A 21,946-nucleotide genomic window follows, 5' to 3' on the forward strand; every position below is an offset into this window, starting at 1 on the left:
CGTGCGTATATTCCTGCCCGAGGGACGCATGGCGCGTCCCCCGATGGGGTCCGCGACCCCTACATAGGTCCAAGGATGCGTTCGACCCGCCTGGCTTCCGCCCTCCTCCTGTCCGCCCTGGCCGTCCCGGCCCTGGCCCAGCCCGCCCTGGCGCAGGACGTGAGCTTCCAGCTCGTCAACAACAGCGGCCTCACGCTGATGGAGTTCCACGCCACCCCCGCCATCGGCGGCGCGGAGAGCGACGACCTCCTCGTGGCCAGCGTCATGGCCCCGGGCGAGGCCGGATCGGTCACCATCCCCGGCAGCGCCGAGTCCTGCGACCAGGACCTCCGCTTCGTCTTCGAGGACGGCTCCGAGATGGTGGACCGCCTGAACGTCTGCGCCACGCCCAGCTACACGCTGAACCCGGCCTGACCCCGCGCCTGGCCCTGGCTCTGGCCGCGCATCCCTGGGGGCCGCGCGGCCGCCAGGGCGGGTCGTCGCGACCTCCGCATCCGCTGTTTCCCGCCTGACGGCCCCGGCGGCGGTCGGATCATCCCAAGGGGAGGGGCCGCCGGGTTCCCCCCGGCGGCCCGCGCCGCTATCAGGGGCCGCGCCCGCCGGAGAGCCCCATGCCCCTGACCCTCGCCACCTGGAACATCAACTCGGTCCGCCTGCGGGAGGGGCTGGTCGCCCGCCTGCTGCGGGAGGAGGCCCCCGACATCCTCTGCCTCCAGGAATGCAAGAGCCCGGCCGAGAAGATCCCCGTCGCGGCCTTCGCGGCGCTGGGCTATCCCCATGTCGTGATGCGGGGGCAGAAGGGCTACAACGGCGTCGCCATCTTCTCCAGGCGCCCGCTGGAGGACGCGGGGTCGGTGGACTTCGCGGGCCTCGGCCACGCCCGCCACGTCGCGGCGCGGCTGGACTGCGGGGCGGTGATCCACAACGTCTATGTGCCGGCCGGGGGCGACGTGCCCGACCGCGAGCAGAACGAGAAGTTCGGGCAGAAGCTCGATTTCCTCACGCATCTGCGGGACCACTTCCGGGCGGACCGCCCCGCCCGCGCGATCCTCGTGGGCGACCTCAACGTGGCGCCCATGGAGGACGACGTGTGGTCGCACAAGCAGATGCTCCGGGTCGTGAGCCACACGCCCGTCGAGGTGGAGCACTTCGAGGAGGCGCGCGAGGCCGGGGGATGGGTGGACGTGACGCGGCTCGACCGGCCCATGGGCAAGCTCTATTCCTGGTGGTCCTACCGCGCGCCGGACTGGGACGCGGCGGACAAGGGGCGCCGGCTCGACCATGTGTGGGCGTCGCGGGACATCGTGGGGGCGACGCATGGCAGCCGCGTCCTGCGCGACGCGCGCGGCTGGGACGGGCCCTCGGACCACGTGCCGGTGCTGGCGAGCTTCGACCTGTAGGATCTTAGCGGTCGCGCAACGCCCGTTGCTGTCAGGCTTCGTTCATCCCTTCGTGCGAATCTCCCTCGTGCGGGCCGTGACTCCCTTAAGGACGGACGGCCCGTCGCCGGTTCCCGTCAGAGCCGCCGCACCGCCTCGGCCACCGCCCGCCCCAGCGCCCCGTGCGCCTCGGGCTCCAGGTGGATGCCGTCGGCGGGGCTGACCGCGATGACGGTGCCGGCGTCCAGGAACCCCGCGCCACGGGCCTCGGCCAGCGCCATCAGGAGGGACGGAAGATGAAGGGACGTCTCGCGCGCGCCGGTGAACTCGGAGGCGATGGGGCCCTGCTCCAGCACCGGGGGCGGGCAGATCAGCAGGATGCGGAAGCCGCCGTGGCGGTCCTGCATCTCGGGGGAGTTGGCGATGTCGAGGAGGGCGGCGATCCCGGCTGCGATGCGCGGGGCGTCGGCGCCGAAGCGGGTCTTGGTGTCGTTGGTGCCGAGCATGATGGTGAGCGCGTCGATGGGGCCGTGGCTTTGCAGCGCGATCTTGAGGCCGTCGCGCCCGTCCATGTGCGCGCCCATCACGGGGTCGGGGAACTGCGCGGTGCGGCCGGGCAGGCCCTCCTCCACCACGTCCCACTCCGGGGCCAGAAGGGCCGCCGCCACGCCCGGCCAGCGCGTCGCGGCGTCGAGGCGGCGGTAGGCCTCGCCCCGTTGCAGGATCGGCGGGGTGCCGTGGGTGTTGCTGTCGCCGAAGCAGAGAAGCGTGCGGGTCATGGGGCCGTGGTCCTCCCGAGGTCGGGGGCCACGCTAGGGGGCCGGCGGGGGCCGGTCAAACCGCCCCTTCCCCTTCCGGGCCGGTGGGCACATATAACCCCGGAACTCACGAGGAGGGACATCATGGCGCAAGCGGCCGAGACGCTGGACATCATCGACGGCACCGACGCGGGCTTCATGGCCGAGGTGATCGAGGCCTCGCGCGAGGTTCCCGTCATCGTCGATTTCTGGGCGACGTGGTGCGGGCCGTGCAAGCAGCTCACCCCGGCGCTGGAGGCCGCCGTGCGGAAGCAGGCCGGCAAGGTGCGGCTGGTGAAGATCGACGTGGACAAGAACCCGGCCTTCGCGGGCCAGCTTCGGGTGCAGTCGATCCCGACGGTCTATGGCTTCTGGCAGGGGCAGCCGGTGGACGGCTTCCAGGGCGCGCTCCCGGCGTCCCAGGTGGAGCAGTTCGTCCAGAAGCTCGCGGCGCTGGCGGGCGACGGCGGGCTGGCCGAGGCCATCGAGGCGGCCGAGCAGATGCTGGAGGAGGGCGCGGCGGTGGACGCCGCCCAGACCTTCGCCGCCATCCTCCAGGAGGAGCCCGAGAACCCCCGTGCCTATGCGGGGCTCGTGCGGGCGATGATCCTCGCGGGCGATCTCGACCAGGCGGAGGCGATCCTGAACGGCGCGCCCGCCAGCATCTCGGGCAAGTCCGAGCTGGAGGCCGTGCGCGCCCGGATCGCGCTGGCGCGGCAGGCCGCCAAGGCGGGCCCGGTCGAGGAGCTGCGCGCGCGGGTGGAGGCGGACCCGTCCGACCATCAGGCGCGGTTCGACCTCGCCACGGCGCTCCACGCGGAGGGGGAGGTGCAGGAGGCGGTGGACCAGCTGCTGGAGATCTTCCGGCGCGACCGGGAATGGAACGAGGGCGCGGCCAAGGCGCAGCTCTTCCAGATCTTCGACGCGCTGCCGCCCAAGGACCCGATCGCGCTGTCGGGTCGGCGGAAACTGTCCTCCCTCATCTTTGCCTGATGCCCGCGCGTCCTAGATCGCGGGTCATGCCCCTGTCCGCTGAGCTTCCCGAGACCATCGCGATCTTCCCGCTCCCGGGCGCGCTGCTCCTGCCGCGGGCGCGGCTGCCGCTCCATATCTTCGAGCCGCGCTACCTCGCGATGATCGACGACACGCTCAAGACCCCGGCGCGGCTGATCGGGATGATCCAGCCCTTCGAGAATGCGTCGGGCGCGGACCGGCTGCATTCCATCGGCTGCGCGGGGCGGGTCACCGCCTTCTCGGAGACGGAGGACGGGCGCTACATGGTCACGCTGTCGGGCGTGTCGCGGTTCCGGGTGCTGCGCGAGGTCGAGGGCTTCACGCCCTACCGCCGCTGCGAGGTGTCGTGGAGCGGCTTCGAGCGCGACCGGGGCGCGGTCGAGAAGGACGCGGGGCTGGACCGGGGACCGTTCATCGACCTCCTCAACCGCTTCTTCCAGAACCAGGGGCTGTCCACCGACTGGGACGCCGTGCGCGACGCCGAGGACGAGCTGCTCATCAACTCGCTGTCGATGCTGTGCCCATTCCCGCCCGAGGACAAGCAGGCGCTGCTGGAGGCGCCGACGCTGCCGACCCGCCGGGAGACGCTGATCACGCTGATCGAGTTCTCGCTTCATGGCGGCGAGACCGGAGAGATGATGCAATGAACGACCCCACCGATTCGATGAGCGAGGAGCCCCGCGCGCCCGGGTTCGACCCCCGGATGCTGGAGGCGCTGGTGTGCCCGCAGACGCACGGCGTCCTCCTCTACGACGCCGAGCGGCAGGAGCTGGTCTCGCGCGCGGCGCATCTGGCCTACCCGATCCGGGACGGCATCCCGATCATGCTGGCCTCGGAGGCGCGGGGGCTGGACTGACGAAGGGGGGCTTTGCCCCCCGTCGCGCGTCGCGCGACTCCCCCCAGGATACTTGGAGCCAAAGAAGGCGGGCTCAGCTTCGCATCAGGCTTGGCAGGTCGCCGGTCAGGCCCGCCGCCTCGCGGATGAAGGCGCGGCGCAGGGGGGGCAGGCGGTTCACGAGGCCGAGGCCGAGGTCGCGGGCCAGCCGTAGCGGGCGCGAGTCGTTCGAGAACAGGCGGTTGAAGCCGTCCGTCGCGAAGGCCAGCGTCGCCGTGTCGAAGCGCCGCCAGCGGGCGTAGCGGCCGAGCACGGGGGCCGATCCGATGTCCTCGCCCCGCGCGCGCGCCTCGGCCAGCACGTCGGCCAGCGCCGCCACGTCCTTGAGGCCGGCGTTGAGGCCCTGGCCCGCGATGGGGTGCATCCCGTGGGCGGCGTCGCCCACCAGCGCGAGGCGCGGGCCGGTGAAGTGCCGCGCCAGCGTCAGGCCGAGGGGATAGGCGAAGCGCGGGCCGTCGAGCGCGAGCGCGCCGAGGAAGCTGCCGAAGACCGGGCGCAGCGCCGCCAGGAACGTCGCGTCGTCCATCGCCATGAGCGCGCGGGCGCGGTCGTCCGTCTCGCTCCAGACGATCGAGGAGCGGTTGCCGGTCAGCGGCAGGATCGCCAGGGGCCCGGAGGGCAGGAAGAGCTGGAAGGCGGTGCCCCGGTGGGGCTTGTCGTGGGCGACGGTGCAGGTGACGGCGGTCTGGCCGTAGCCCCATTTCATCCGGGCGATGCCGGCGCGGCGGGCGGTGCCGCTCTCGCGGCCGTCGGCGCCGACGAGGAGGCGGCCGGCGAGGGTCCGGCCGTCGGCGAGGGTCACGGAGGCCGAGGAGGCGTCGGTCTCCTGCGCCACCACGGTCGTGCCATGGTACGTGGCGATGCGGGGCTCCTGCGCCAGGGCGGCGTCGAGCGCGGCCCGCAGGTGCCGGTCCTCGACCATGTGGCCCATCGGCCCTTCCTCGATCTCCGCGTGGTCGAAGGCGAGGTGGAGAGGGGAGGGGGCCTCGCCGGGGCGGCCGTCCGCGACCTTGATGGACAGCATCGGCTGGGCGTGGTTGGCGAGGCGGGACCAGACGCCGAGGTTGGCCAGCAGCCGGCGCGAGGCCAGCGCCAGCGCGTAGGACCGGCCGTCGATCCGCGCGCCCGGATCGGCCGGCGGGCGGGCGTCGATCAGCGCCACCGTCAGCCCCGCCTGCGCGAGGGCCAGCGCCAGGGCCGGTCCCGCGAGGCCACCCCCGACGATCAGGGCGTCATGGGAGGGCGGGAGGGGGTTCGGGGTCTGTGTCATGGCCGGTGATATGGCGCGGTCGCCGGGGGTTGTCACGGGGGAGGCGCCCGGGAGGGCTTGGAGCCGGCGGCCGGGTCGGGAACAATGCGCCGGAACGCGAAGGGGCAGGGGACGGGCATGGAGTGGGGCACGATCACGGCGGACGACCTGGGCCGCGCCATCGCGGCGGGGCGCGCGGACCCGCTGGAGGGGACGGAGGCGCTGCTCGACGCCATCGCGCGGCATCCGTTCCGCGACCGCATCTATGCGCGCGCGACGCCGGAGCGGGCGCGGGCCGAGGCGCGAGCGGCGCGGGACCGGGCACGGGCCGGGCTGCGGCGCGGACCGCTCGACGGGGTGCCGCTGTCGTGGAAGGACCTGTTCGACTCCGCGGGCGTCGCGACCGAGGCGGGGACGCCGCTCCTGGCCGGGCGGGTTCCGGCGGGGGACTCGGCGGTGCTGCGGGCGGCGACGCTGGCGGGGACGGTCTGCCTCGGCAAGACCCACATGACCGAGTTCGCCTTCTCGGGACTCGGGCTCAATCCGGGGACGGCGACGCCGCCCAACCGGCACGACCCCGACCGGCTGGCCGGGGGATCGTCCTCGGGGGCGGCGGCCTCGCTGGCCTACGGGCTGGCGGTGGGGGCGGTGGGGTCGGACACCGGCGGGTCGGTGCGGCTGCCGGCGGCCTGGAACGACCTGGTGGGGTTCAAGCCCGCGCAGGGGGCGCTGCCCTTGGAGGGGGTGGTGCCGCTCTGCCCGTCCTTCGACACGGTGGGGCCGCTGGCGCGGAGCGTGGAGGACGCCGCGCTGATCTGGGAGGCGCTGGGCGGGCCGCGCGTGGACCTGTCGGGGGCGGGGCTGACGGGCGCGCGGATCGCCGTCCTTCGCACGGTGGTCGGCGACGGCCTGGAGGACGCGCCCGCCCGCGCGCTGGCCGAGGGGGTGGAGGCGCTGGGCCGGGCCGGCGCGACGGTGGAGGAACTGGACCTGCCCGACCTCCCCCGCGCCTACGAGCTGGGGGCGGTGCTTTATGCCGCCGAGGCCTGGGCCTCCTGGCGGGCCGTCGTGGCGCCCGCGCCGGATCGGGTCTTTCCGCCCGTCCTGGCCCGCCTGTCGGCGGGGCGCGAGGTGCTGGCGGCCGACTACCTCGACGGCATGGCCGAGCTGGGCCGCATCCGGGCGCGGGCCTGGGCGGCGATCGCGCCCTTCGACGCGATCCTCTGCGCCACGGCCCCCATCCTGCCGCCGCGCGCCGACGCGATGGCGGCGGACCACGAGCTGTTCCGCGCGACCAACCTCATGGCCTTGCGGAACACGCGGATGGCGAATCTGCTGGGGCTCGCCTCCATCTCCATCCCCTCGGCGCAACCCTCCTGCGGGCTGATGCTGAGCGCGCGGCCGGGCCACGAGGGGCAGGTGTTAAGATTGGCGCAGGCGGCGTTAAGGATCACGGCCTAAATGACACAGCGCCCTTCGCTCGCCCCGCCGTGGCCCGTCCGGATTTCTGGACAGGAGGCCGGGGGAGCCGGTAGGCTGGCCCCAAGCCGGAGCGTGGATGACTCCGGGGTATGAGGCGGTTGATGGCGGCTCCCGTGCGGTTCGCGAACCTACCGGACTATGCGTTTCCGCGCCTGCGGAGGCTGCTCGACGGGCACGCGCCCGGCGGCGAGCCCATTGCCATGTCCATCGGGGAGCCCACCCATCCCATGCCGCCCTTCGTGGGCGAGGTGATCGCGGCGAACCTCCAGGGCTTCGCCACCTATCCGCCCAACGAGGGCACGCCCGAGCTGCTGGACGCGATCTCGGGGTGGCTGGGGCTGCGGTATGACGTGGCGGTCGGGCCGGAGCGGCTGCTGGCGCTCAACGGCACGCGCGAGGGGCTCTACAACGTCGCCATGGCGCTGTGCCCGGAGGAGAAGGCCGGGGGGCGGCCGGTCGTGCTGATCCCGAACCCGTTCTATCAGGTCTACATGGTGGCGGCGCTGTCGGTCGGGGCCGAGCCGGTCTTCGTTCCCGCGACGGCCGAGAGCGGGCACCTGCCGGATTATGCCTCGCTCCCGCCCGCCATGCTGGACCGGGTGGCGATGGCCTATGTCTGCTCGCCCGCCAACCCGCAGGGGGCGGTGGCGGATCGGGCCTACTGGACGACGCTGCTGCGACTGGCCGAGAGGCACGATTTCCGGATCCTCGCCGACGAGTGCTATTCCGAGGTCTATCGCGAGGCCCCGCCCGACGGGGCGCTGGCCGCCGCCAAGGCGCTAGGCGCGGACCCGGAGCGGGTGATCGCGTTCCATTCCCTGTCCAAGCGGTCGAACCTCGCCGGGCTGCGGTCGGGCTTCGCGGCGGGCGGCCCCGAGGCGATTGCCCGGATGCGCCAACTTCGGTCCTACGCGGGGGCGCCGCTGCCGCTGCCCTTGCAGCGCGTGGCCGAGCGGGCCTGGGCGGACGAGGGGCACGTCGCCGCCTCCCGCGCGCTGTATCAAGAGAAGTATCGCATCGCCGACGAGGTGCTGGGCGACGTGCCGGGCTACGAGCCGCCGCGGGCCGGGTTCTTCCTGTGGCTGCCGGTCGAAGACGGCGAGGACGCGGCGCTGCGGCTCTGGCGCGAGGCCGGGGTGCGGGTGCTGCCGGGGGCCTACCTCGCCAAGGACGCAGGCGCCGGCAACTCCGGCCAAGGCTACATCCGCGTCGCCCTGGTGGCCGGCGCATCCGACGTGCGGCGGGGCCTCGGGCTCCTCCGCGACGTGCTTTACCGATAGGAAGGAGGCGAGATGGCCTATCAGACACGCGACCGCGCGCCCCTTCTCGACAGCCAGACCCAGGCCGCCCTGGAGAAGCGCGGCAAGGAGCTGGTGGGGCTGGCCCTCCTTGGCGCGGGGCTCCTCGCGACGGTGATGCTGGCGACCTACTCGCCGGACGATCCGAACTGGCTGCTGGCCTCGGACGCGCCGACGCGGAACTGGCTGGGGCGCTTCGGGGCGTCCATCGCGCATCCCCTCATGATGATCGTCGGCCGCGCCTCCTGGGGCCTGCCGCTGGTGCTGCTGGCCTGGGGGCTGCGGCTGGCGACCCACCGCGCCGAGGAGCGGGCGCGGGCGGTGTTCGCGCCGATCTTCGTGGCCGTGCTGGCCGCCGCGCTGGCCGCGCTGCCGGCCGGGGCCGGGTGGACGCAGAGCTACGGGCAGGGCGGGCTCTTCGGCGACACGGCGCTGGGGCTGCTGCTGACGGTGCTGCCGCTGGGGACCTTCCTCGTGTCGCTGCTCGTGGTCGGGGGGGCGGGGCTGCTCGGGCTGTTCGTGACGGGCGTCACCAAGGCCGAGATCCGGCTGGCCCGCCAGCGCGTCGCGCTGGGGCTGGTGCTGGGCTACGCCTGGGCGCTGCGGACGGGGGCGAGGGCGCTGCTCCTGGCGCTCGACGCCTACGAGGCCGGGTCGGTCCGCGCGCGCGCCCTCATGGCCGAGCAATCGGCGCGCGCCGCCGACGCCCGCGCCCGGCGCGCCGAGATCCGGGCCGAGACCCGGGCCGAGCAGGAGCGCATCGCGCGCGAGCGGGCCGCCACGACCGAGCGGCTGATGCCGGGCGAGCTGCGGCCCACGGCGATCCTGCGGCCCGAGCCCGCTCCGCTCGCGCCGCGCCGGATCGTCATGCCGCCGCTGCTGGGGGAGATCCGGTCCGACGACGGGCTGATCGACGAGGACGAGGAGGCGTTCTGGCGCACCGATCCCGGCCCCGCCGCGATCCCGCCCGCGCCGGTCTTCCTGACCTCGCCCGCCCCCGACCACATGCCCGTCCCCGCCGCCTCGGCCCTGTCGCTGGCGCCGAGCTTCCTGGCCGGCCTGCTCCGCCGCGCCCGGGGCGAGCCCGAGCCGGTCCGGGCCGAGGACGCCCCCGACGATCGCATCCGCGCCCGCATCGGCGACGCGATCCGCGCCCGCAGCCAGGGCCAGCCCTCCGAACCGCTGGAGCCCGAGGTGGACGACGTCGCGCCCGCCCCACGCCGCCTCGCGCCGCCCGTCGAAAGGTCCGTGGCGGAGACCCCGGTCCTGGCCGAGCCGGCGATGCGCGCTCCGGTGCCGGATCTGGCCTCGGATCTGGCCCCGGATCTGGCCTCGGATATGTTCATGCCGGGAGAGCCCGAAGCCTTCGAGGAGGACGAGCCCGAGGACGAGTTCCTCGCCGCTCCCCTCCCCTCCACGCGGCCCGTGACGGCCCCGGCTCCCAGGGCCCCCGCTCCCAGGGCCTCGGCCCCTCGCCCCGCGCCCCGGCTGCCCGACCCTGTCGCCTATGCCGCGCCGCCCTTGGACCTCCTCACCGACCCGTCCGAGGTCCAGCGCCACCATCTCGCGGATTCGGTGCTGTCCGAGAACGCCCGCGCGCTGGAGCGGGTGCTCGACGATTTCGGCGTGAAAGGGGAGATCACCTCGGTCCGTCCCGGCCCGGTCGTCACCATGTACGAGCTGGAGCCCGCGCCGGGCCTCAAGGCCAGCCGCGTGATCGGCCTCGCCGACGACATCGCGCGCAACATGAGCGCGCTCTCGGCCCGCGTCTCGACGGTGCCGGGCCGCAACGTCATCGGCATCGAGCTGCCCAACGACCGGCGCGAGAAGGTGGTGCTGCGCGAGATCCTGGCCTCCCACGCCTTCGACGACGCGCAGGCGCGGCTGCCGCTGGCGCTCGGCAAGGACATCGGCGGCGAGCCGGTGGTCGCCAACCTCGCCAAGATGCCACACCTGCTGATCGCGGGGACCACCGGCTCGGGCAAGTCGGTCGCGATCAACACGATGATCCTGTCGCTCCTCTACAAGCTCTCGCCCGAGGAATGCCGGCTCATCATGATCGACCCCAAGATGCTGGAGCTGTCCGTCTATGATGGCATCCCGCACCTGCTGTCGCCCGTCGTCACCGACCCCAAGAAGGCGGTCGTCGCCCTGAAATGGGTGGTGGGCGAGATGGAGGACCGCTACCGCAAGATGTCCAAGATGGGCGTCCGCAACATCGAGGGCTACAACGGCCGCGTCCGCGACGCGCTGGAGCGGGGCGAGATGTTCTCGCGCACCGTGCAGACCGGCTTCGACGACGAGACGGGCGACCCGATCTTCGAGACCGACGAGTTCATGCCCGAGATCCTGCCCTTCATCGTCGTCATCGTGGACGAGATGGCGGACCTGATGATGGTCGCCGGCAAGGAGATCGAGGCCTGCATCCAGCGCCTCGCGCAGATGGCGCGGGCGAGCGGAATCCACCTCATCATGGCGACGCAGCGCCCGTCGGTGGACGTCATCACCGGCACGATCAAGGCGAACTTCCCGACCCGGATCTCCTTCCAGGTCACGTCCAAGATCGACTCGCGCACCATCCTCGGGGAGCAGGGGGCCGAGCAGCTCCTGGGCCAGGGCGACATGCTCTACATGGCGGGCGGCGGGCGGATCACCCGCATCCACGGGCCGTTCTGCTCGGACGAGGAGGTCGAGGAGATCGTGACCTACCTCAAGGCCTTCGGCCCGCCCGACTACGTGGGATCGGTGCTCGAGGAGCCGCCCGAGGAGGGCGAGGCCGGAAGCGCGGTCCCCACGGGGAGCGAGACGGAGGACGCGCTCTACGACATGGCGGTGCAGATCGTGGCGCGCGACCGCAAGTGCTCCACCAGCTACATCCAGCGCAAGCTCGCCATCGGCTACAACAAGGCCGCGCGCCTCGTGGAGCAGATGGAGGAGGAGGGCGTGGTGACGCCCGCGAACCACGTCGGCAAGCGCGAGATCCTGGTCCCGGAGCCGCACTGAGGCCGGGGCCGGACCGCCCCTACCCTGTCGTCGGGGGGCCCCTGCTCATCAACTTGGCCCAAATACGCACTCCGACCGTGCCACCCACGCCGGCCTAGCCGATCCGGGGTCCGTCACCGTATCGCGATGCGATGTTATCGCCTGTCGCTCGGGACCGCGTCAGGACTGCCCTATATGTTCCGGCGATTCCCGAACCCCAAAAGGACGACCCCTGCATGATCCGCCGCCTCGCCCTTGCCGCCCTGGTCGCGCTCGCCCCCGTCGCGGCGGCGGCGCAGCAGCTCTCTCTGGGGGAGATCTCGGCCTACCTGAACTCGGTCCAGACGGCGCAGGCGGGGTTCACGCAGGTCAACGCCGACGGCAGCATCTCCACGGGGACGCTCTACATCAAACGGCCGGGCCGCATCCGGTTCGAGTATGCCCCGCCCGACCGGTCGCTGGTCCTGGCCGGGGGCGGGCAGGTCGCGGTCTTCGACGCCGCCTCGAACGAGGGGCCGCAGCGGTTCCCGCTGGCGGAGACGCCGCTGTCCATCATTCTCGCGGACGACGTGGACCTGGGCCGGGCGGGCATGGTGACGGGCCACGCCTCGGACGGCACCACGACGACGATCACCGCGCAGGACCCGCAGCATCCCGACCGGGGCTCGATCCAGCTCGTGTTCACCGCGAACCCGGTGGAGTTGCGGCAATGGGTGGTGACCGACGGGGGCGGCACGCCGACGACCGTCGTGCTCAATGACCTGCGGACCGGGGTCGGCATCGGCGACCGCGCCTTCAACATCCAGGCCGAGATGTCCGCCCGGGGCCAATGATCGGGGGCCAGTGATCGGGAGCGAGTGATCGGTAGCTCCTCGGGGCCGCCGCGAAAAAAGGCCCCGGCATGGGGAGCTACTGGTTCCCTTCCTCGGGGGATAGGTCACGCAAATCAGGCATGATCCGTCTGCATATCGAAACCGTGAAGGCACCCGCCTGAGAGGTCAGGCGGGTGCTCTCATTCCGATGGTTCCATGCGGGGCCAGAGCGCCAGCTAGCGCTCCGGGTCAACGACGCACGGATGGCCGGCTGTCATGAGGGCCACCGGAATCATCTGCAACGACTCATGTGTCGTGGTGATCCTGAAGCCCTGCTGAAAGGCAGCCAGCGTCGGATGCCGCTGTGGCAACTTGCCTTCTGGAGAGTGCGCAGGTGAACCTGGGCGGCGCGATCCTGGACGAGGCCGGTGCCCTCTTGCTCCGCCGGCAGGGAGGAGCAGGGCGTGTAGTCGATGAGGGTGCCGCGCGTTCTCGCCGCTCGGGCCGGCGAGACTACGGGCAAAGACGATCTCACCGCCGCGGGCCAGCCGCATCTCATCTGTGGGCCCTGTCACCGAGCATCGGTGCCGCGGCTGGACCGGTGAGGGTGTTCGACCCGGGCTTCCAGCTTCACTGCCGTGGGGGACCTTGGCGCGCGGCCAGCGCGTCTGCCTCGGCCTCTGTCACCGGGAGCCCCGCGATCTCCGCGGCCTTGACCCAGGGCGCGTAGGCGGGGTCGGCGCGCAGGTCGCCGATCCACCACCAGTCGCTGAGGTTGCTGAACCTCGTCAGCTCCCGCAGGCGGTCGAACAGGCGCCGCGCCTCCCCGGCGTCGCCCGACAGCGCCTCGGCCGCGGCAATGGTGATGTCGGCCGAACCCTCCGGTGCCTCCCCGCCCGCGCGGAGAGCGAGGTCGGTCTCGCCCTGGAACAGCGCGGCCTGGGCCAGCCAGATGTTGTACCAGCTCGGGTGACCGGGGTTGAGCGCCACCGCCCTCTCGGCCCAGTCGAGCGGCGCCCGGCCGCGGTCCGCGAAGAAGTAGCACCCGGCCGCCACCGCCAGCACGTCGGGGTTGGTGGGCGCAAGCGCGACCGCGCGCTCCGCATAGGACCAGGCCTCGTCGCGCCGCCCGTCGCAGACGCGCAGGCAAGCGAGGCGCAGGAGGCCGTTCGGATCGTCCGGGGCGAGCGCCACAGCCCGCTTGGCCAGTGCGTAGGACTCGTCGATCATCGCCTTCGCCTCCGCTTCGGGGACGAAGTCCACCTGGAACATGAGGGTGATGGACAGCGCCACCATGGCCTGCGCGAAGTCGGGGTCGAGCGCCAGCGCCCGGCGGAACAGGGGCACCGCTTCCGCGAAGCCCTCCTGGGTGAACTCGTGCTTCGCCTCCACCCCGCGCAGGTGGAGCTCGTAGACCTCCAGGCTCTCCGTCGGCCGCCCCTTCGCAGCCCCGCGCCCGGCCTCGGGAAGGGCGGCCTCGGCCTCCAGCCGGTAGCCGTCCCGCGCCACCGTCACCAGCACCCCGCGCGCCGAGCCCAGCGCGCGCCGGATCTCGGTCACGCATTGCGTGAGGCTGTCATCGGTCACGGCGATGTCGCCCCAGACTTCCGCGAAGAGCTCCGCCTTGGAGACGTTGCGCCCCCGCCGCGCGGCCAGGGCGCGCAGCACGGCCGCCGTCTGGCGCCGCAAGGTCGTCACCGTCCCGTCCGGCGCGCGGACGCGGTTGGTGGCGAAGTCGGCCTCCGCCCCGCCCAAGCGCAGCCGGTCCTCCGATTTCGGGATAACTTCGGCCTTGTTTCGGGACGGATCGGCGGTGGCGAACCCAGGACTCCGTTGCCGCCCCCAAGCGGCGAACCGATCGGACCACAGCAGGCGCAGCATCCCCGTCGCCCTCACTCGTGTCACTGGCCTTCAGTCTACCACGACAGAGCCCGGCGACGAAGCGGGGCGGCAGGGGTCGCCGGCCGGGTCGATCCCACCTCGATGGAGACCACCATGCCCAAGACAATCCCGATCCTCCTCGCCGCCCTCCTGGCCGCCTCCGCCGCCCCGGCGCAGGAAGCCGCCCCCGGCGCCCAGGAGTTCGAGATATCCTATAGCAACACCACGTTCGAGCTGTCGCGCATGGACATGGGCAACGGCCAGTGGGCCTTCCTGGCCGAGAGCTTCCTCCCTCTCCATGCGGCAACCGAGGGGCCGCTCGCCGGGCTCGGCGGCCACTGCCTCTACACAGGTGTCGCCCGGGAAGGGATCGGGGCCGTCCAGGCGTCGGGGACCTGCATCTTCCAGGACGCCGGGGGCGACCAGCTCTGGTTGGGTTGGGACGGGCTCTACGACGGCACCAGCGACTTCGCCGGCCAGGGAAGCTGGACCGGCGGCACCGGCCGGTTCGAGGGCGACTCGGGCGAGACCTCCTTCGCGCTGACCTGGGTCGCCTCGCCCCGAGAAGGGGTGAACCAGCTCACCGGCATCCGGCGCGGCACCCTGGTCCTCCCCGCGAGCTGACCACCCACCACGATGCGCGACGGTGGCAGGAGCCCTGGATCAACGTGCGGGTTCAGGCTGACGCACTCCGTGCGGCGGGACATACGCCTTTGCTTCTGAAGCAGAGACGGAGGTTTTGCTTGGCAGGCCTGAACGTTCCGGACCAGTGGTGTCAGCATCCCGTCTTGGCGGCTCCAGGCTGCCTGATCAGCTTCGCGCCAATCAAGAAGCATGAATCCTTGCCAGATCGACGAAGTTCACGCCCGGTGTCAGGGCCTGGACGCGCTCGACCTGCCGCCGCGCCAGTTCCACCTCGCCCATGAGAGCGTAAGTTGCAGCGAGGCGCACCTTCTGGCGCGCGCTCCGGCTCAGCAGCCGGGCGGCCTCCGCGCGCGAGGGGAAGCTGGTGGGGTCATGGGTGGCTCCTTCAGGGGTCGCTGCGACATGGGCCGGAATCCAAGAGGCAGGGAACGGGGCCTCAGCAAAGGGAGTAGACGCGGGCCCAGAAGTTGCGGTTGGGGATCGGGTCGGTCGTGTGCGTCTGGCGCAGGTAGCGGCCGCCCAGGAGATAGGCCTCCTCCTCGCCGTGGCTTGGGCAGGGCCAGGTGTCGGCGGTCCCGGTCTGCCATTGGACGTGGTGGATCAGCTCGTGAAGGACGATCTCGCGGAAGAGGGGGTTCTCGGTGGGATCCTCCCAGTATTCCGCGTCGGCGACGTGCTCGGGCGCGAGGACGTAGAGGGTGCCATGCACGCCGTCCTCGGCGGAGTAGAGGGCGAGGAGGCGGTCGTCCACGCCGTCCTCGGGGAGGAGCTGGGGGGCGGCGGAGCAGAATTCGAGCGTCAGGTCCTCGGGCGAGAGCTCCACGAGGGTGGAGCGGGGGATGTCGGCCACGTCGTAGGCGGTGTTCTGGCCGATCCAGGCGAGCAGGGCGTCGAGGAGCGGGTCCATGAGGGCCTCCTTTGGACGGATGGGCGAGATGCTCGACCGCGTTGGAGGTTGCGTCCCGAAGGTCTGGCGATGTCGACGTGGGCGGCTCCGCTCATCCGGGCCCCTCGCCCGAGGGCCAGCCGCTCAGCAGGGGCGGTGCGACCTCGCGCAGGAGCTTCAGTTCCATCGCGCGGGCGAAGTCGCAGTGATCCCGGGCGAGGATGGCGAAGGCGCCGGGGCCGTGCAGGACCTCGGCCTCGAACCAGGCGCGGAGATCCTCGGTGGTGGGGCCCCCGAAGGTGGGGATGCTGCCCGTCTCCTCCTTGGCCCCGCCGATGACGAGGGCATTCACCGTGACCCCGTCGAGGGCATGGCTGGCATAGGCCGTGGATGGCGCGATCCCGGCGTTGCTCTCGTCGTCGCCCGAGACGTCCACGATGCGCCCGGCAGTCCGGGGCGGCATCGAGGGCCGCTGCCGCGTGGACCAAGGCGACGCCGACCGCGGTGGAAGTGGAAGGGTACCGGTCCGAGAGTCGGGCCGGCGCGGCGACCGCGGCCGCGACGCGGAGGAGGTCGCCCTCATCGTCGATCATCTGCCAGCCTGGCAGGACGGCCTGCTGCCAGCCGGGGTCCGACCACTCGAAGACATAGAGGGCCACGGGCGCGCCGGAGAGGAAGGCCCGCCGGACCGAGGGCGCGAGCAGGGCCTGGGCGAGCCCCTCGCGCTGGAGGCGGTCCTCGGCCAGGTCCACCGAGCCCGACACGTCGAGCGCGAGGACCAAGGCCAGGCGGCGGTCCGGGGTTGCCGGGGCGGAGGCGGGGGTCGTCCAGTCGGTCGGGGCCAGGGCCTCGGCCGTGAGGGGGTCAAGGAGGGCGTCGAGAAGGAGGACCATGGGCGTCTCTCAGGGGGATGATCGGAGCCAGCGTCCGGGATGGGGGTTCGATCCCGAAGGGCCGACGAGACCGCTCCGACGTCGGGCGCGGACGGCGACGCGGCGTGCGGACGCTCCGGCCGGCCCGCGCGGCGCATGGAGGGCTCAGGTGCTGCGGCCCGCCGGCATGCTCCGGCAGCTCCAGCGTTGGACCACCCAGCCCGGATGCTCGCTCTGCCACTGGGCGAGCTGCGGCTGGGCTCCCATCATGCAGGTCATCACCGACAGGTCGGCGAACTGCATGGCCTTGTCTTCGCAGATCTCCGGCTCCGCGCTCAGGCAGGCCAGGAAAGCCAACTCGATCATGATGCGCAACTCCCAGTGGGGGCGAAGATGCAAGACGCAGGGCTCCGCGTTGCGGTGGATGCCGGCCACGCGTGAGATCGCGCCCGGTGACCTCTCGATGGACGGGACAGTCTGAGCCGACGGCCGTCCTGTTGCAGGTCCCATGCAGCCACGGGACTTGGCGCCCCCTTTAGCTCGTGGGCGCCAGCCCCACCCACACGCGGCCGCTGGCACCGTCGTCGACCGGCATCTCGGACGGCTGGGCGGCGTAACCCGGCGGCGGCCGGACCTGCATGAGGTCGGGGGCGAGACCGATCCCGGTCTCGACCGTGACGTCCACCGTCAGGCCGGTCGAGGTCAGGGTCGTGCGCACGACGGCGGGACCGCCGACGCGGGAACCCTGGCCCGTGGTGACGAGCGTGTTGTCGAACTCCACCACGGCGAGGCAGGGGAGGTCGCAAGGCTCCAGGGACACCGCCGAGGGCGTGGAGCCCGCGACGGGGACGCCCCAGGCAGACTGGGTGACGTCTTGGGCCGACACCAGAGCGGGCCAGAGGATGAGGAGAAGGACAGCGCGCATGGGTGCTCCTGAGCAGGGATGGGTTCATTGGAGGACGCGTGTCTCAGCGCGCGCGGGTCATGGTCAGCCAGTCGACCGCCCCCCAGGCGGCACGTGCGGCCTGGCCCGGCGCCGCCTCCCGGCTCAGGCCGATGTCGTCGAGCAGGTGGTCGTCGTACCCGGCCAGCCTCGCCAGTTGCCGCTGGAGCGCCCGGTCCTCGGCGCGGAGCGCGAGGCAGCCGGCGAGCCTGGCGAGCAGGCCGGCGCGACGCGGGCGGAGCGGGGCGGTGGAGGGGATGTGAAACTCGGACATGAAGATACTCCACAGGCGGGATGCAGGGCGGTGGACATGAGGGGACGCCCGACCGGAGGAGAGGGACGCTTCCTCGGTCCAGGGGATCAGCTCCCGGCCAGGGTCAGGGTGCCACGGTTGATGCCCATGCCCTGGTACACCCCCGTGCGGAGCGAGCCCGAGAAGGACGTGTCGTAGTCCACCTCGCCCGAGGCGCCTTCGAAGCGCCCGGTGCCGCCGATGAAGGTGCCGTGGCCCCGGAAAGGAGCGCCGTTGCCCTCGCCCTCGATGCGCTTCCAGAGCTGGTCGCCCTTCGCGTCCACATAGACGCAGGTGCCGCTGTTGCGCTCGGCCGAGGTCGCGAGGACGGCCACCCCGATGACCATGCAGCGCCCGGCGAGGCCGGCGAGCGGGCCTTCGGCGGCGGACAGCACCACGTAGATGTCGGCCATGTAGGCCTCCTGGCCGTCGCCCATGGGCAGGGTCGGGGCGGCGTCCACGGTGCTCCAGGTGAAGGGCGCCTCCACCTCCTGGGGCGCGGCCTCCTGGGCGAGCGCGCCGGTAGCGGCGAGGAGGAGGGCGGCGGTGAGGGTGGTCTTGAGCATGGGGGTCTCCCGAGGGTTGGCGTCCCGGTCCGGGGCGGCGCCCGCCGCCGTTGCCCTTTGGCGCGAGCCTGCCGCGTGGTAAGCTCCGCGCGGCGGAGTCGTGAGGGAGACGAGCGATGGGGTTGCAGCTGCCCTGGTCCGATCGGTTCGCCGCGTCGTGGCGGCGAGGCAAGGCTGCGCCCGCCGGGGCGTCCCTGTCCCGAGGGAGTCCTGAAGCCGAGCCGAAATCGCCTGAAATCCTGCACGTGGGCGGCGCCGAGGCCGACCTTTCGACCAACCGCGTCCGCGCGCCCGACGGCACGGTGACCACCTTGCGCCGCCAGTCGGCCCAGGTGCTCCGCGTCCTGGCCGAGCGGCGGGAGCGCAACGTCTCCAAGGATGCGCTCTTCGAGGAGGTCTGGCGCGGCGTCGCCGTGACCGACGACAGCCTCTTCCAATGCGTGGGGGAGATCCGGCGGGCGCTGGGATCGGCGCGCCCTGCCCTCGTGACGGTGGCACGGGACGGCTATCGGCTGGAGGCGGAGGGCGCCGGAACTCCCGTCGCGGTTGCCCCCACGCCGGCGCGGTCCTGGCTCGCGGCGGCTCTCCTGGGGGTCGCCGTCTTGGGGACGGCGGCGGCGCTGGCCCTGCGCGAGGGGCCGGAGGCGACGGCGGCCGCGGTCTTCGATGGGCCCGTGGTGGCGGTGCTGCCGGTGCGGAACCTGTCGGGCGGGGAGCGCTGGGACGTTCTGGCGCGCGGGCTCAGCGAGGACATCACCGCCGATCTCGCGCAGAACGGCTGGCTTTATGTGCTGGCGGGCGCGACGACCGAGGCCTACGCCGACTCCGCGCCGGAGGAGATCGCTGGGGCGCTGGGCGTGGACCATGTCGTCTCGGCGACTGTCCAGGCCGAGGGCGGGCGTGTGAGCCTCGTGGCTTCGCTGGTCCAGGCCGACACGGGCCGGCAGGTGTGGTCGCGGCGGTGGGAGGGGGCCGAGGGCGATCTCCTGGGCTTCCAGCGCACCGCCGCCGAGGAGCTGACGGGAGAGCTGGCCTCGACCTGGAGCGGCGCGCTCGCCAACTCGGCACGGGCCCGGGCGCGGGGCCGGGACACGGACGACCTCAGCGCCTACGAGCTGGCGCAATTGGGCGTGGAGGCGTTCAACGCCGCCGATCCGCAGGCGGTGGAGGCGAGCGTCGCGCTTTTCGAGAAGGCCGTCGCGCGCGACCCGAACTTCGGCGATGCCTGGGCCTGGTTGGCCTATGCCCACATCTATCGTTTCTGGCCCGACACGCCGCCCGAGGAAACGCAGCGCTATTGGAAGCTGAGCGACGCGGCTGCGCTCGAAGCCTTGCGCGTCTCGCCGGACCTGCCCAAGCCGCTGATCTCGGCCGCCTACGTGTTCGAGCGGCGCGGCGACGACGCCACCGCGCAGCGGATGATCCGCCGCGCCGTCGCGGTTGCGCCCAACAACGCCGACATGCTGGCCTACGCGGCCAATCGCGCCCTGCACCAGCCGGACCTCGCCCCCGAGATGCTGGGCTGGATCGAGCACGCGATGCGGCTCAACCCCGAGCGACCCGCCTGGTACGAGTTCGGCCTCGGCGCGACGCTGTTCGCCTTGGGCCGCCATGACGAGGCTGCCGACGCGTTCCTGGGGTTGCCAGACTTAGTGGACAGCCACGCCCTCGCGGCCGCCTCGCTGGCGCTGGCGGGGCGCAGGGCGCAGGGAGGAGGCGGGGGCGAGCTACGCCCGCGCCGCCGCGATGCCCGGCTTCACCATCGAATGGGGGCTCGACGCGCAGGACAGCGCGCCGGAGATGCGGCTGAAGCTGGAGGAGGGCCTGCGGCTCGCGCAAGAGGCGGCCCGGACGACCTCCCCGTGAGTTGGGAGGCATCCATGACCATCGCGCCCCATGACCTGCTTACCTTCTGGTTCGACGAGGTCGGCTGGTTCGGTTGGAACGATAGTCTGGATCGCGCCATCCGCGCCCGCTTCGCGTCGGTCTGGAACGCCGCCAGGGACGGCGGGCTCCCCTCCTGGGCCACTGAGCCCTCCGGAGCGCTGGCTCTGGCGATCCTCCTCGACCAGTTCCCGCGCAGCATGCTCCGGGGCAGCTCGCGCGCCTTTGCCTCGGACCCGCAGGCCCGTGCCGTGGCCGAGAAAGCACTGGAGAGCGGCTGGGACCTGGCGGTCTCCGAACGCGAGCGGATGTTCTTCTACCTGCCCCTTGGGCACTCCGAGAGCCTTGCCGATCAGGACCGGGCGCTTCGCCTCGTCGAGGAGCGGATGCCGGATCTCGGGCGCATGTACCTCCCGCACGTGCGGGCGCACCGTGGGGTGATCCGGCGGTTCGGCCGCTTCCCCATGCGCAACGACGCGTTGGGACGGCAGAGCACTCCCGAAGAGAAGGCGTTCCTCAACGGCGGCGGCTACGAACAACTGGTCATCGAGATGGAGACTCAATCCGCTTGAGCCTGTCCAGGCCGACATCGGAGATGACGCCCTGCCGCTCGGGTCGGCCGGTCGCGCTTCAAGCTGACTGCGGATGCTTTCTCGAACTCGCGGAAGAAGGGCAGCAGGTTCTCGATGATCTCGGATCGTCCTCGCTGCGTCGTTCGGTAGGCAGACGGGACGGTGAGCCATCGAGGTCGGCGCGCCCGCGACACGGAACAGAGGGCTTCCAGCACGACCCATGCCGATCGCCCCGAGCCGACCTACGCAAGCTTCCGCTGAAGGGTGGCGAGTTGGCGATCCGCGTAGCGGAGCGACCGCCGATCGAGCTTCCGGTTCTCGAACGTGTTCCAGACCGGGGTGCCCCAGTAGAGCCAGGGCCGATAGAGAACGCGGTGGAGGGAGGGCACGATCAACCGCCCGGTCCTGCCGTGCTTGACCTCCTGGATGCCCAGGCGCATGGCCGGCGTCCGATAGAGCGGGCGCGCGACGGGCTTCTTCCTGAACGCCACGACCTTGTCCGTCCTCGGCACCCGCTTCAGGATCTCGCCCTCTGGCATCTCCGCGGCCCTGCCGTTCTCAAGCCAGGGCGCCATGTATTGGCGCGGCTCGAACCAGTTGTCGTAGACCCGGAAGATGTTGAGCATCGCGATCAGCACTCGGGGGTTGAAGGCGGCGCCCTTGATGGAGCTCGGGCCGGACCGCGCAAATTTACCACCCGAGCGTCCTGTCAGGCTCACGCGCTCCCGGACGGAGTTGAAGAAGGTCGAGACCGGCTGGAACGTGGCCGACCAGACATGATGGGCCACCGCCGCCCGGGTGTCCGGGTTGGTGATGTCCTGGTCGAAGGCCAGGGCCTTGAGCTCCTGCCGCCGGGCGGAGCGCATGAGAGGAAAGCCCACGATCTTGTTCGTCTCGCCCGCGGTCTGGAGGGGCGAGCGCAGCCAGATCATCGGCATGAACGGCTGCTGGAAGTTGGAGCTCTGCACGGGACAGGCGGTCCCGAACCGGTCGCGCAGGACTGCCGTCTCCATCTTTGCGGCGTTGAAGGCCCGGAGGCGCTCCCCGTTGGTCATGGCCGCCTCGGCCACCGGATCGGCATTCCGCAACGCCTGGATGAACCGCTTCAGGTCGGCCTTGTAGGCCGGGACCCTGCTTTCCATCTCCGGCTTCGGGACCTCCTTGTCGAAGGTCATGGCGATCCAGCGGAAGCGGTCCGCCTGGATCTCGTCCCGGAACACATGGGGCAGGAGGCTCGGCAGAATGCCGTCCTGCTCGGTCACGAGCGTGAACGCACCTGCCGGGAGCTGCTCCCGAAGGGCGATGAAGTGGGCCGCCTTCGTGTAGGTGTCGCGCGTCGTGATCCCGCTGAAGGGCGTCCGGTGGTCGCGCTCGGACTCATGGACGTTGAAGTAGAGCTCGTGTGTCAGGCGACATGGAAAACTGACCCCCTGACGACATGAGGAACTGGCCCCCTTTCGTCAGAAGGAGGTCACATGGACGGGACGGGATCGCAGG

20 protein-coding genes and 1 pseudogene are annotated in these 21,946 nt (G+C 72.0%); 11 read left to right on the forward strand and 10 right to left on the reverse strand.

Annotated elements, in window-relative coordinates; genetic code table 11:
* The first annotated feature begins 75 nt into the window (after positions 1-75).
* The gene (locus J2Z33_RS05640; RefSeq protein ID WP_209838735.1) at positions 76-414 is read left to right on the forward strand and encodes a hypothetical protein; all 339 of its coding nucleotides are present in this window, start codon (positions 76-78) and stop codon (positions 412-414) included.
* Between the two features lie 197 nt (positions 415-611).
* On the forward strand, positions 612-1,400 hold the full coding sequence (locus J2Z33_RS05645; RefSeq protein WP_209838737.1) for an exodeoxyribonuclease III: 789 nt from the start codon (positions 612-614) through the stop codon (positions 1,398-1,400).
* Between the two features lie 116 nt (positions 1,401-1,516).
* Here J2Z33_RS05645 and J2Z33_RS05650 read toward each other — a convergent pair whose 3' ends face one another.
* Complete coding sequence (locus J2Z33_RS05650) at positions 1,517-2,158, reverse strand: SGNH/GDSL hydrolase family protein (RefSeq protein WP_209838739.1); 642 nt, start codon at positions 2,156-2,158, stop codon at positions 1,517-1,519.
* Between the two features lie 123 nt (positions 2,159-2,281).
* On the opposite strand from J2Z33_RS05650, the gene J2Z33_RS05655 reads away from it, so the two are divergent.
* Genes J2Z33_RS05655 through J2Z33_RS05665 form a run of 3 tightly spaced genes read left to right on the forward strand, consistent with a single transcriptional unit; the run spans position 2,282 to position 4,046 of the window.
* Positions 2,282-3,169: a thioredoxin family protein gene (locus tag J2Z33_RS05655; RefSeq protein WP_209838741.1), complete on the forward strand. Its 888-nt coding sequence runs from the start codon at positions 2,282-2,284 to the stop codon at positions 3,167-3,169.
* Between the two features lie 26 nt (positions 3,170-3,195).
* A complete protein-coding gene (locus tag J2Z33_RS05660; RefSeq protein ID WP_209838743.1) occupies positions 3,196-3,837 on the forward strand; it encodes an LON peptidase substrate-binding domain-containing protein in 642 nt (213 codons plus the stop codon).
* Positions 3,834-4,046, forward strand: a complete 213-nt coding sequence (locus J2Z33_RS05665; protein WP_377109738.1) for a Trm112 family protein — start codon at positions 3,834-3,836, stop codon at positions 4,044-4,046. Before J2Z33_RS05660 ends, J2Z33_RS05665 begins: the two co-directional genes overlap by 4 nt.
* 73 nt (positions 4,047-4,119) lie before the next feature.
* On the opposite strand, the gene J2Z33_RS05670 is transcribed toward J2Z33_RS05665, so the two are convergent.
* Complete coding sequence (locus tag J2Z33_RS05670; RefSeq protein WP_209838745.1) at positions 4,120-5,355, reverse strand: FAD-dependent monooxygenase; 1,236 nt, start codon at positions 5,353-5,355, stop codon at positions 4,120-4,122.
* A 117-nt stretch (positions 5,356-5,472) separates the two neighbouring features.
* Between J2Z33_RS05670 and J2Z33_RS05675 the strand changes: the two genes are divergently transcribed.
* The 4 genes from J2Z33_RS05675 (at position 5,473) to J2Z33_RS05690 (ending at position 11,929) form a co-directional block, all read left to right on the forward strand.
* The gene (locus J2Z33_RS05675; RefSeq protein ID WP_209838747.1) at positions 5,473-6,795 is read left to right on the forward strand and encodes an amidase; all 1,323 of its coding nucleotides are present in this window, start codon (positions 5,473-5,475) and stop codon (positions 6,793-6,795) included.
* Positions 6,796-6,917: 122 nt separating this feature from the next.
* Complete coding sequence (locus J2Z33_RS05680; protein ID WP_209838748.1) at positions 6,918-8,096, forward strand: aminotransferase class I/II-fold pyridoxal phosphate-dependent enzyme; 1,179 nt, start codon at positions 6,918-6,920, stop codon at positions 8,094-8,096.
* Positions 8,097-8,108: 12 nt separating this feature from the next.
* Positions 8,109-11,117, forward strand: a complete 3,009-nt coding sequence (locus J2Z33_RS05685; protein ID WP_209838750.1) for a DNA translocase FtsK — start codon at positions 8,109-8,111, stop codon at positions 11,115-11,117.
* A gap of 215 nt (positions 11,118-11,332) precedes the next feature.
* Positions 11,333-11,929, forward strand: coding sequence for a LolA family protein (locus J2Z33_RS05690; protein ID WP_209838752.1), 597 nt, complete (start codon positions 11,333-11,335; stop codon positions 11,927-11,929).
* Between the two features lie 609 nt (positions 11,930-12,538).
* Here J2Z33_RS05690 and J2Z33_RS05695 read toward each other — a convergent pair.
* Positions 12,539-13,789 (reverse strand): winged helix-turn-helix domain-containing protein, encoded by a 1,251-nt coding sequence (locus J2Z33_RS05695; RefSeq protein ID WP_209838753.1) that lies wholly within the window; start codon positions 13,787-13,789, stop codon positions 12,539-12,541.
* 114 nt (positions 13,790-13,903) lie between these two features.
* Between J2Z33_RS05695 and J2Z33_RS05700 the strand changes: the two genes are divergently transcribed.
* A complete protein-coding gene (locus tag J2Z33_RS05700) occupies positions 13,904-14,413 on the forward strand; it encodes a hypothetical protein (protein WP_209838755.1) in 510 nt (169 codons plus the stop codon).
* A 457-nt stretch (positions 14,414-14,870) separates the two neighbouring features.
* Here the strand turns inward: J2Z33_RS05700 and J2Z33_RS05705 are convergent, their stop codons facing one another.
* The 6 genes and pseudogenes from J2Z33_RS05705 to J2Z33_RS05730 form a co-directional block, all read right to left on the reverse strand.
* Positions 14,871-15,341: a hypothetical protein gene (locus tag J2Z33_RS05705; protein ID WP_209838757.1), complete on the reverse strand. Its 471-nt coding sequence runs from the start codon at positions 15,339-15,341 to the stop codon at positions 14,871-14,873.
* Positions 15,342-15,432: 91 nt separating this feature from the next.
* Positions 15,433-16,213 (reverse strand): annotated as a pseudogene (locus tag J2Z33_RS18950) (DUF1194 domain-containing protein).
* Between the two features lie 144 nt (positions 16,214-16,357).
* The gene (locus J2Z33_RS05715; RefSeq protein WP_342454134.1) at positions 16,358-16,627 is read right to left on the reverse strand and encodes a hypothetical protein; all 270 of its coding nucleotides are present in this window, start codon (positions 16,625-16,627) and stop codon (positions 16,358-16,360) included.
* Positions 16,628-16,727: 100 nt separating this feature from the next.
* Positions 16,728-17,117 carry a hypothetical protein gene (locus J2Z33_RS05720; RefSeq protein ID WP_209838759.1) on the reverse strand — a complete coding sequence of 130 codons (390 nt, stop codon included), beginning with the start codon at positions 17,115-17,117 and terminating at the stop codon, positions 16,728-16,730.
* A gap of 43 nt (positions 17,118-17,160) precedes the next feature.
* Positions 17,161-17,409: a YjiS-like domain-containing protein gene (locus J2Z33_RS05725; protein ID WP_209838761.1), complete on the reverse strand. Its 249-nt coding sequence runs from the start codon at positions 17,407-17,409 to the stop codon at positions 17,161-17,163.
* Between the two features lie 86 nt (positions 17,410-17,495).
* On the reverse strand, positions 17,496-17,993 hold the full coding sequence (locus J2Z33_RS05730; RefSeq protein WP_209838762.1) for a hypothetical protein: 498 nt from the start codon (positions 17,991-17,993) through the stop codon (positions 17,496-17,498).
* A gap of 116 nt (positions 17,994-18,109) precedes the next feature.
* Between J2Z33_RS05730 and J2Z33_RS18815 the strand changes: the two genes are divergently transcribed.
* The gene (locus J2Z33_RS18815; RefSeq protein WP_209838764.1) at positions 18,110-20,449 is read left to right on the forward strand and encodes a DUF924 family protein; all 2,340 of its coding nucleotides are present in this window, start codon (positions 18,110-18,112) and stop codon (positions 20,447-20,449) included.
* A gap of 242 nt (positions 20,450-20,691) precedes the next feature.
* Here the strand turns inward: J2Z33_RS18815 and J2Z33_RS05740 are convergent, their stop codons facing one another.
* The gene (locus tag J2Z33_RS05740; RefSeq protein ID WP_209838766.1) at positions 20,692-21,711 is read right to left on the reverse strand and encodes a hypothetical protein; all 1,020 of its coding nucleotides are present in this window, start codon (positions 21,709-21,711) and stop codon (positions 20,692-20,694) included.
* Positions 21,712-21,946 lie beyond the last annotated feature (235 nt).

The sequence above is a fragment of the Rubellimicrobium aerolatum genome, from assembly GCF_017872975.1.
Classification (GTDB): domain Bacteria; phylum Pseudomonadota; class Alphaproteobacteria; order Rhodobacterales; family Rhodobacteraceae; genus Rubellimicrobium; species Rubellimicrobium aerolatum.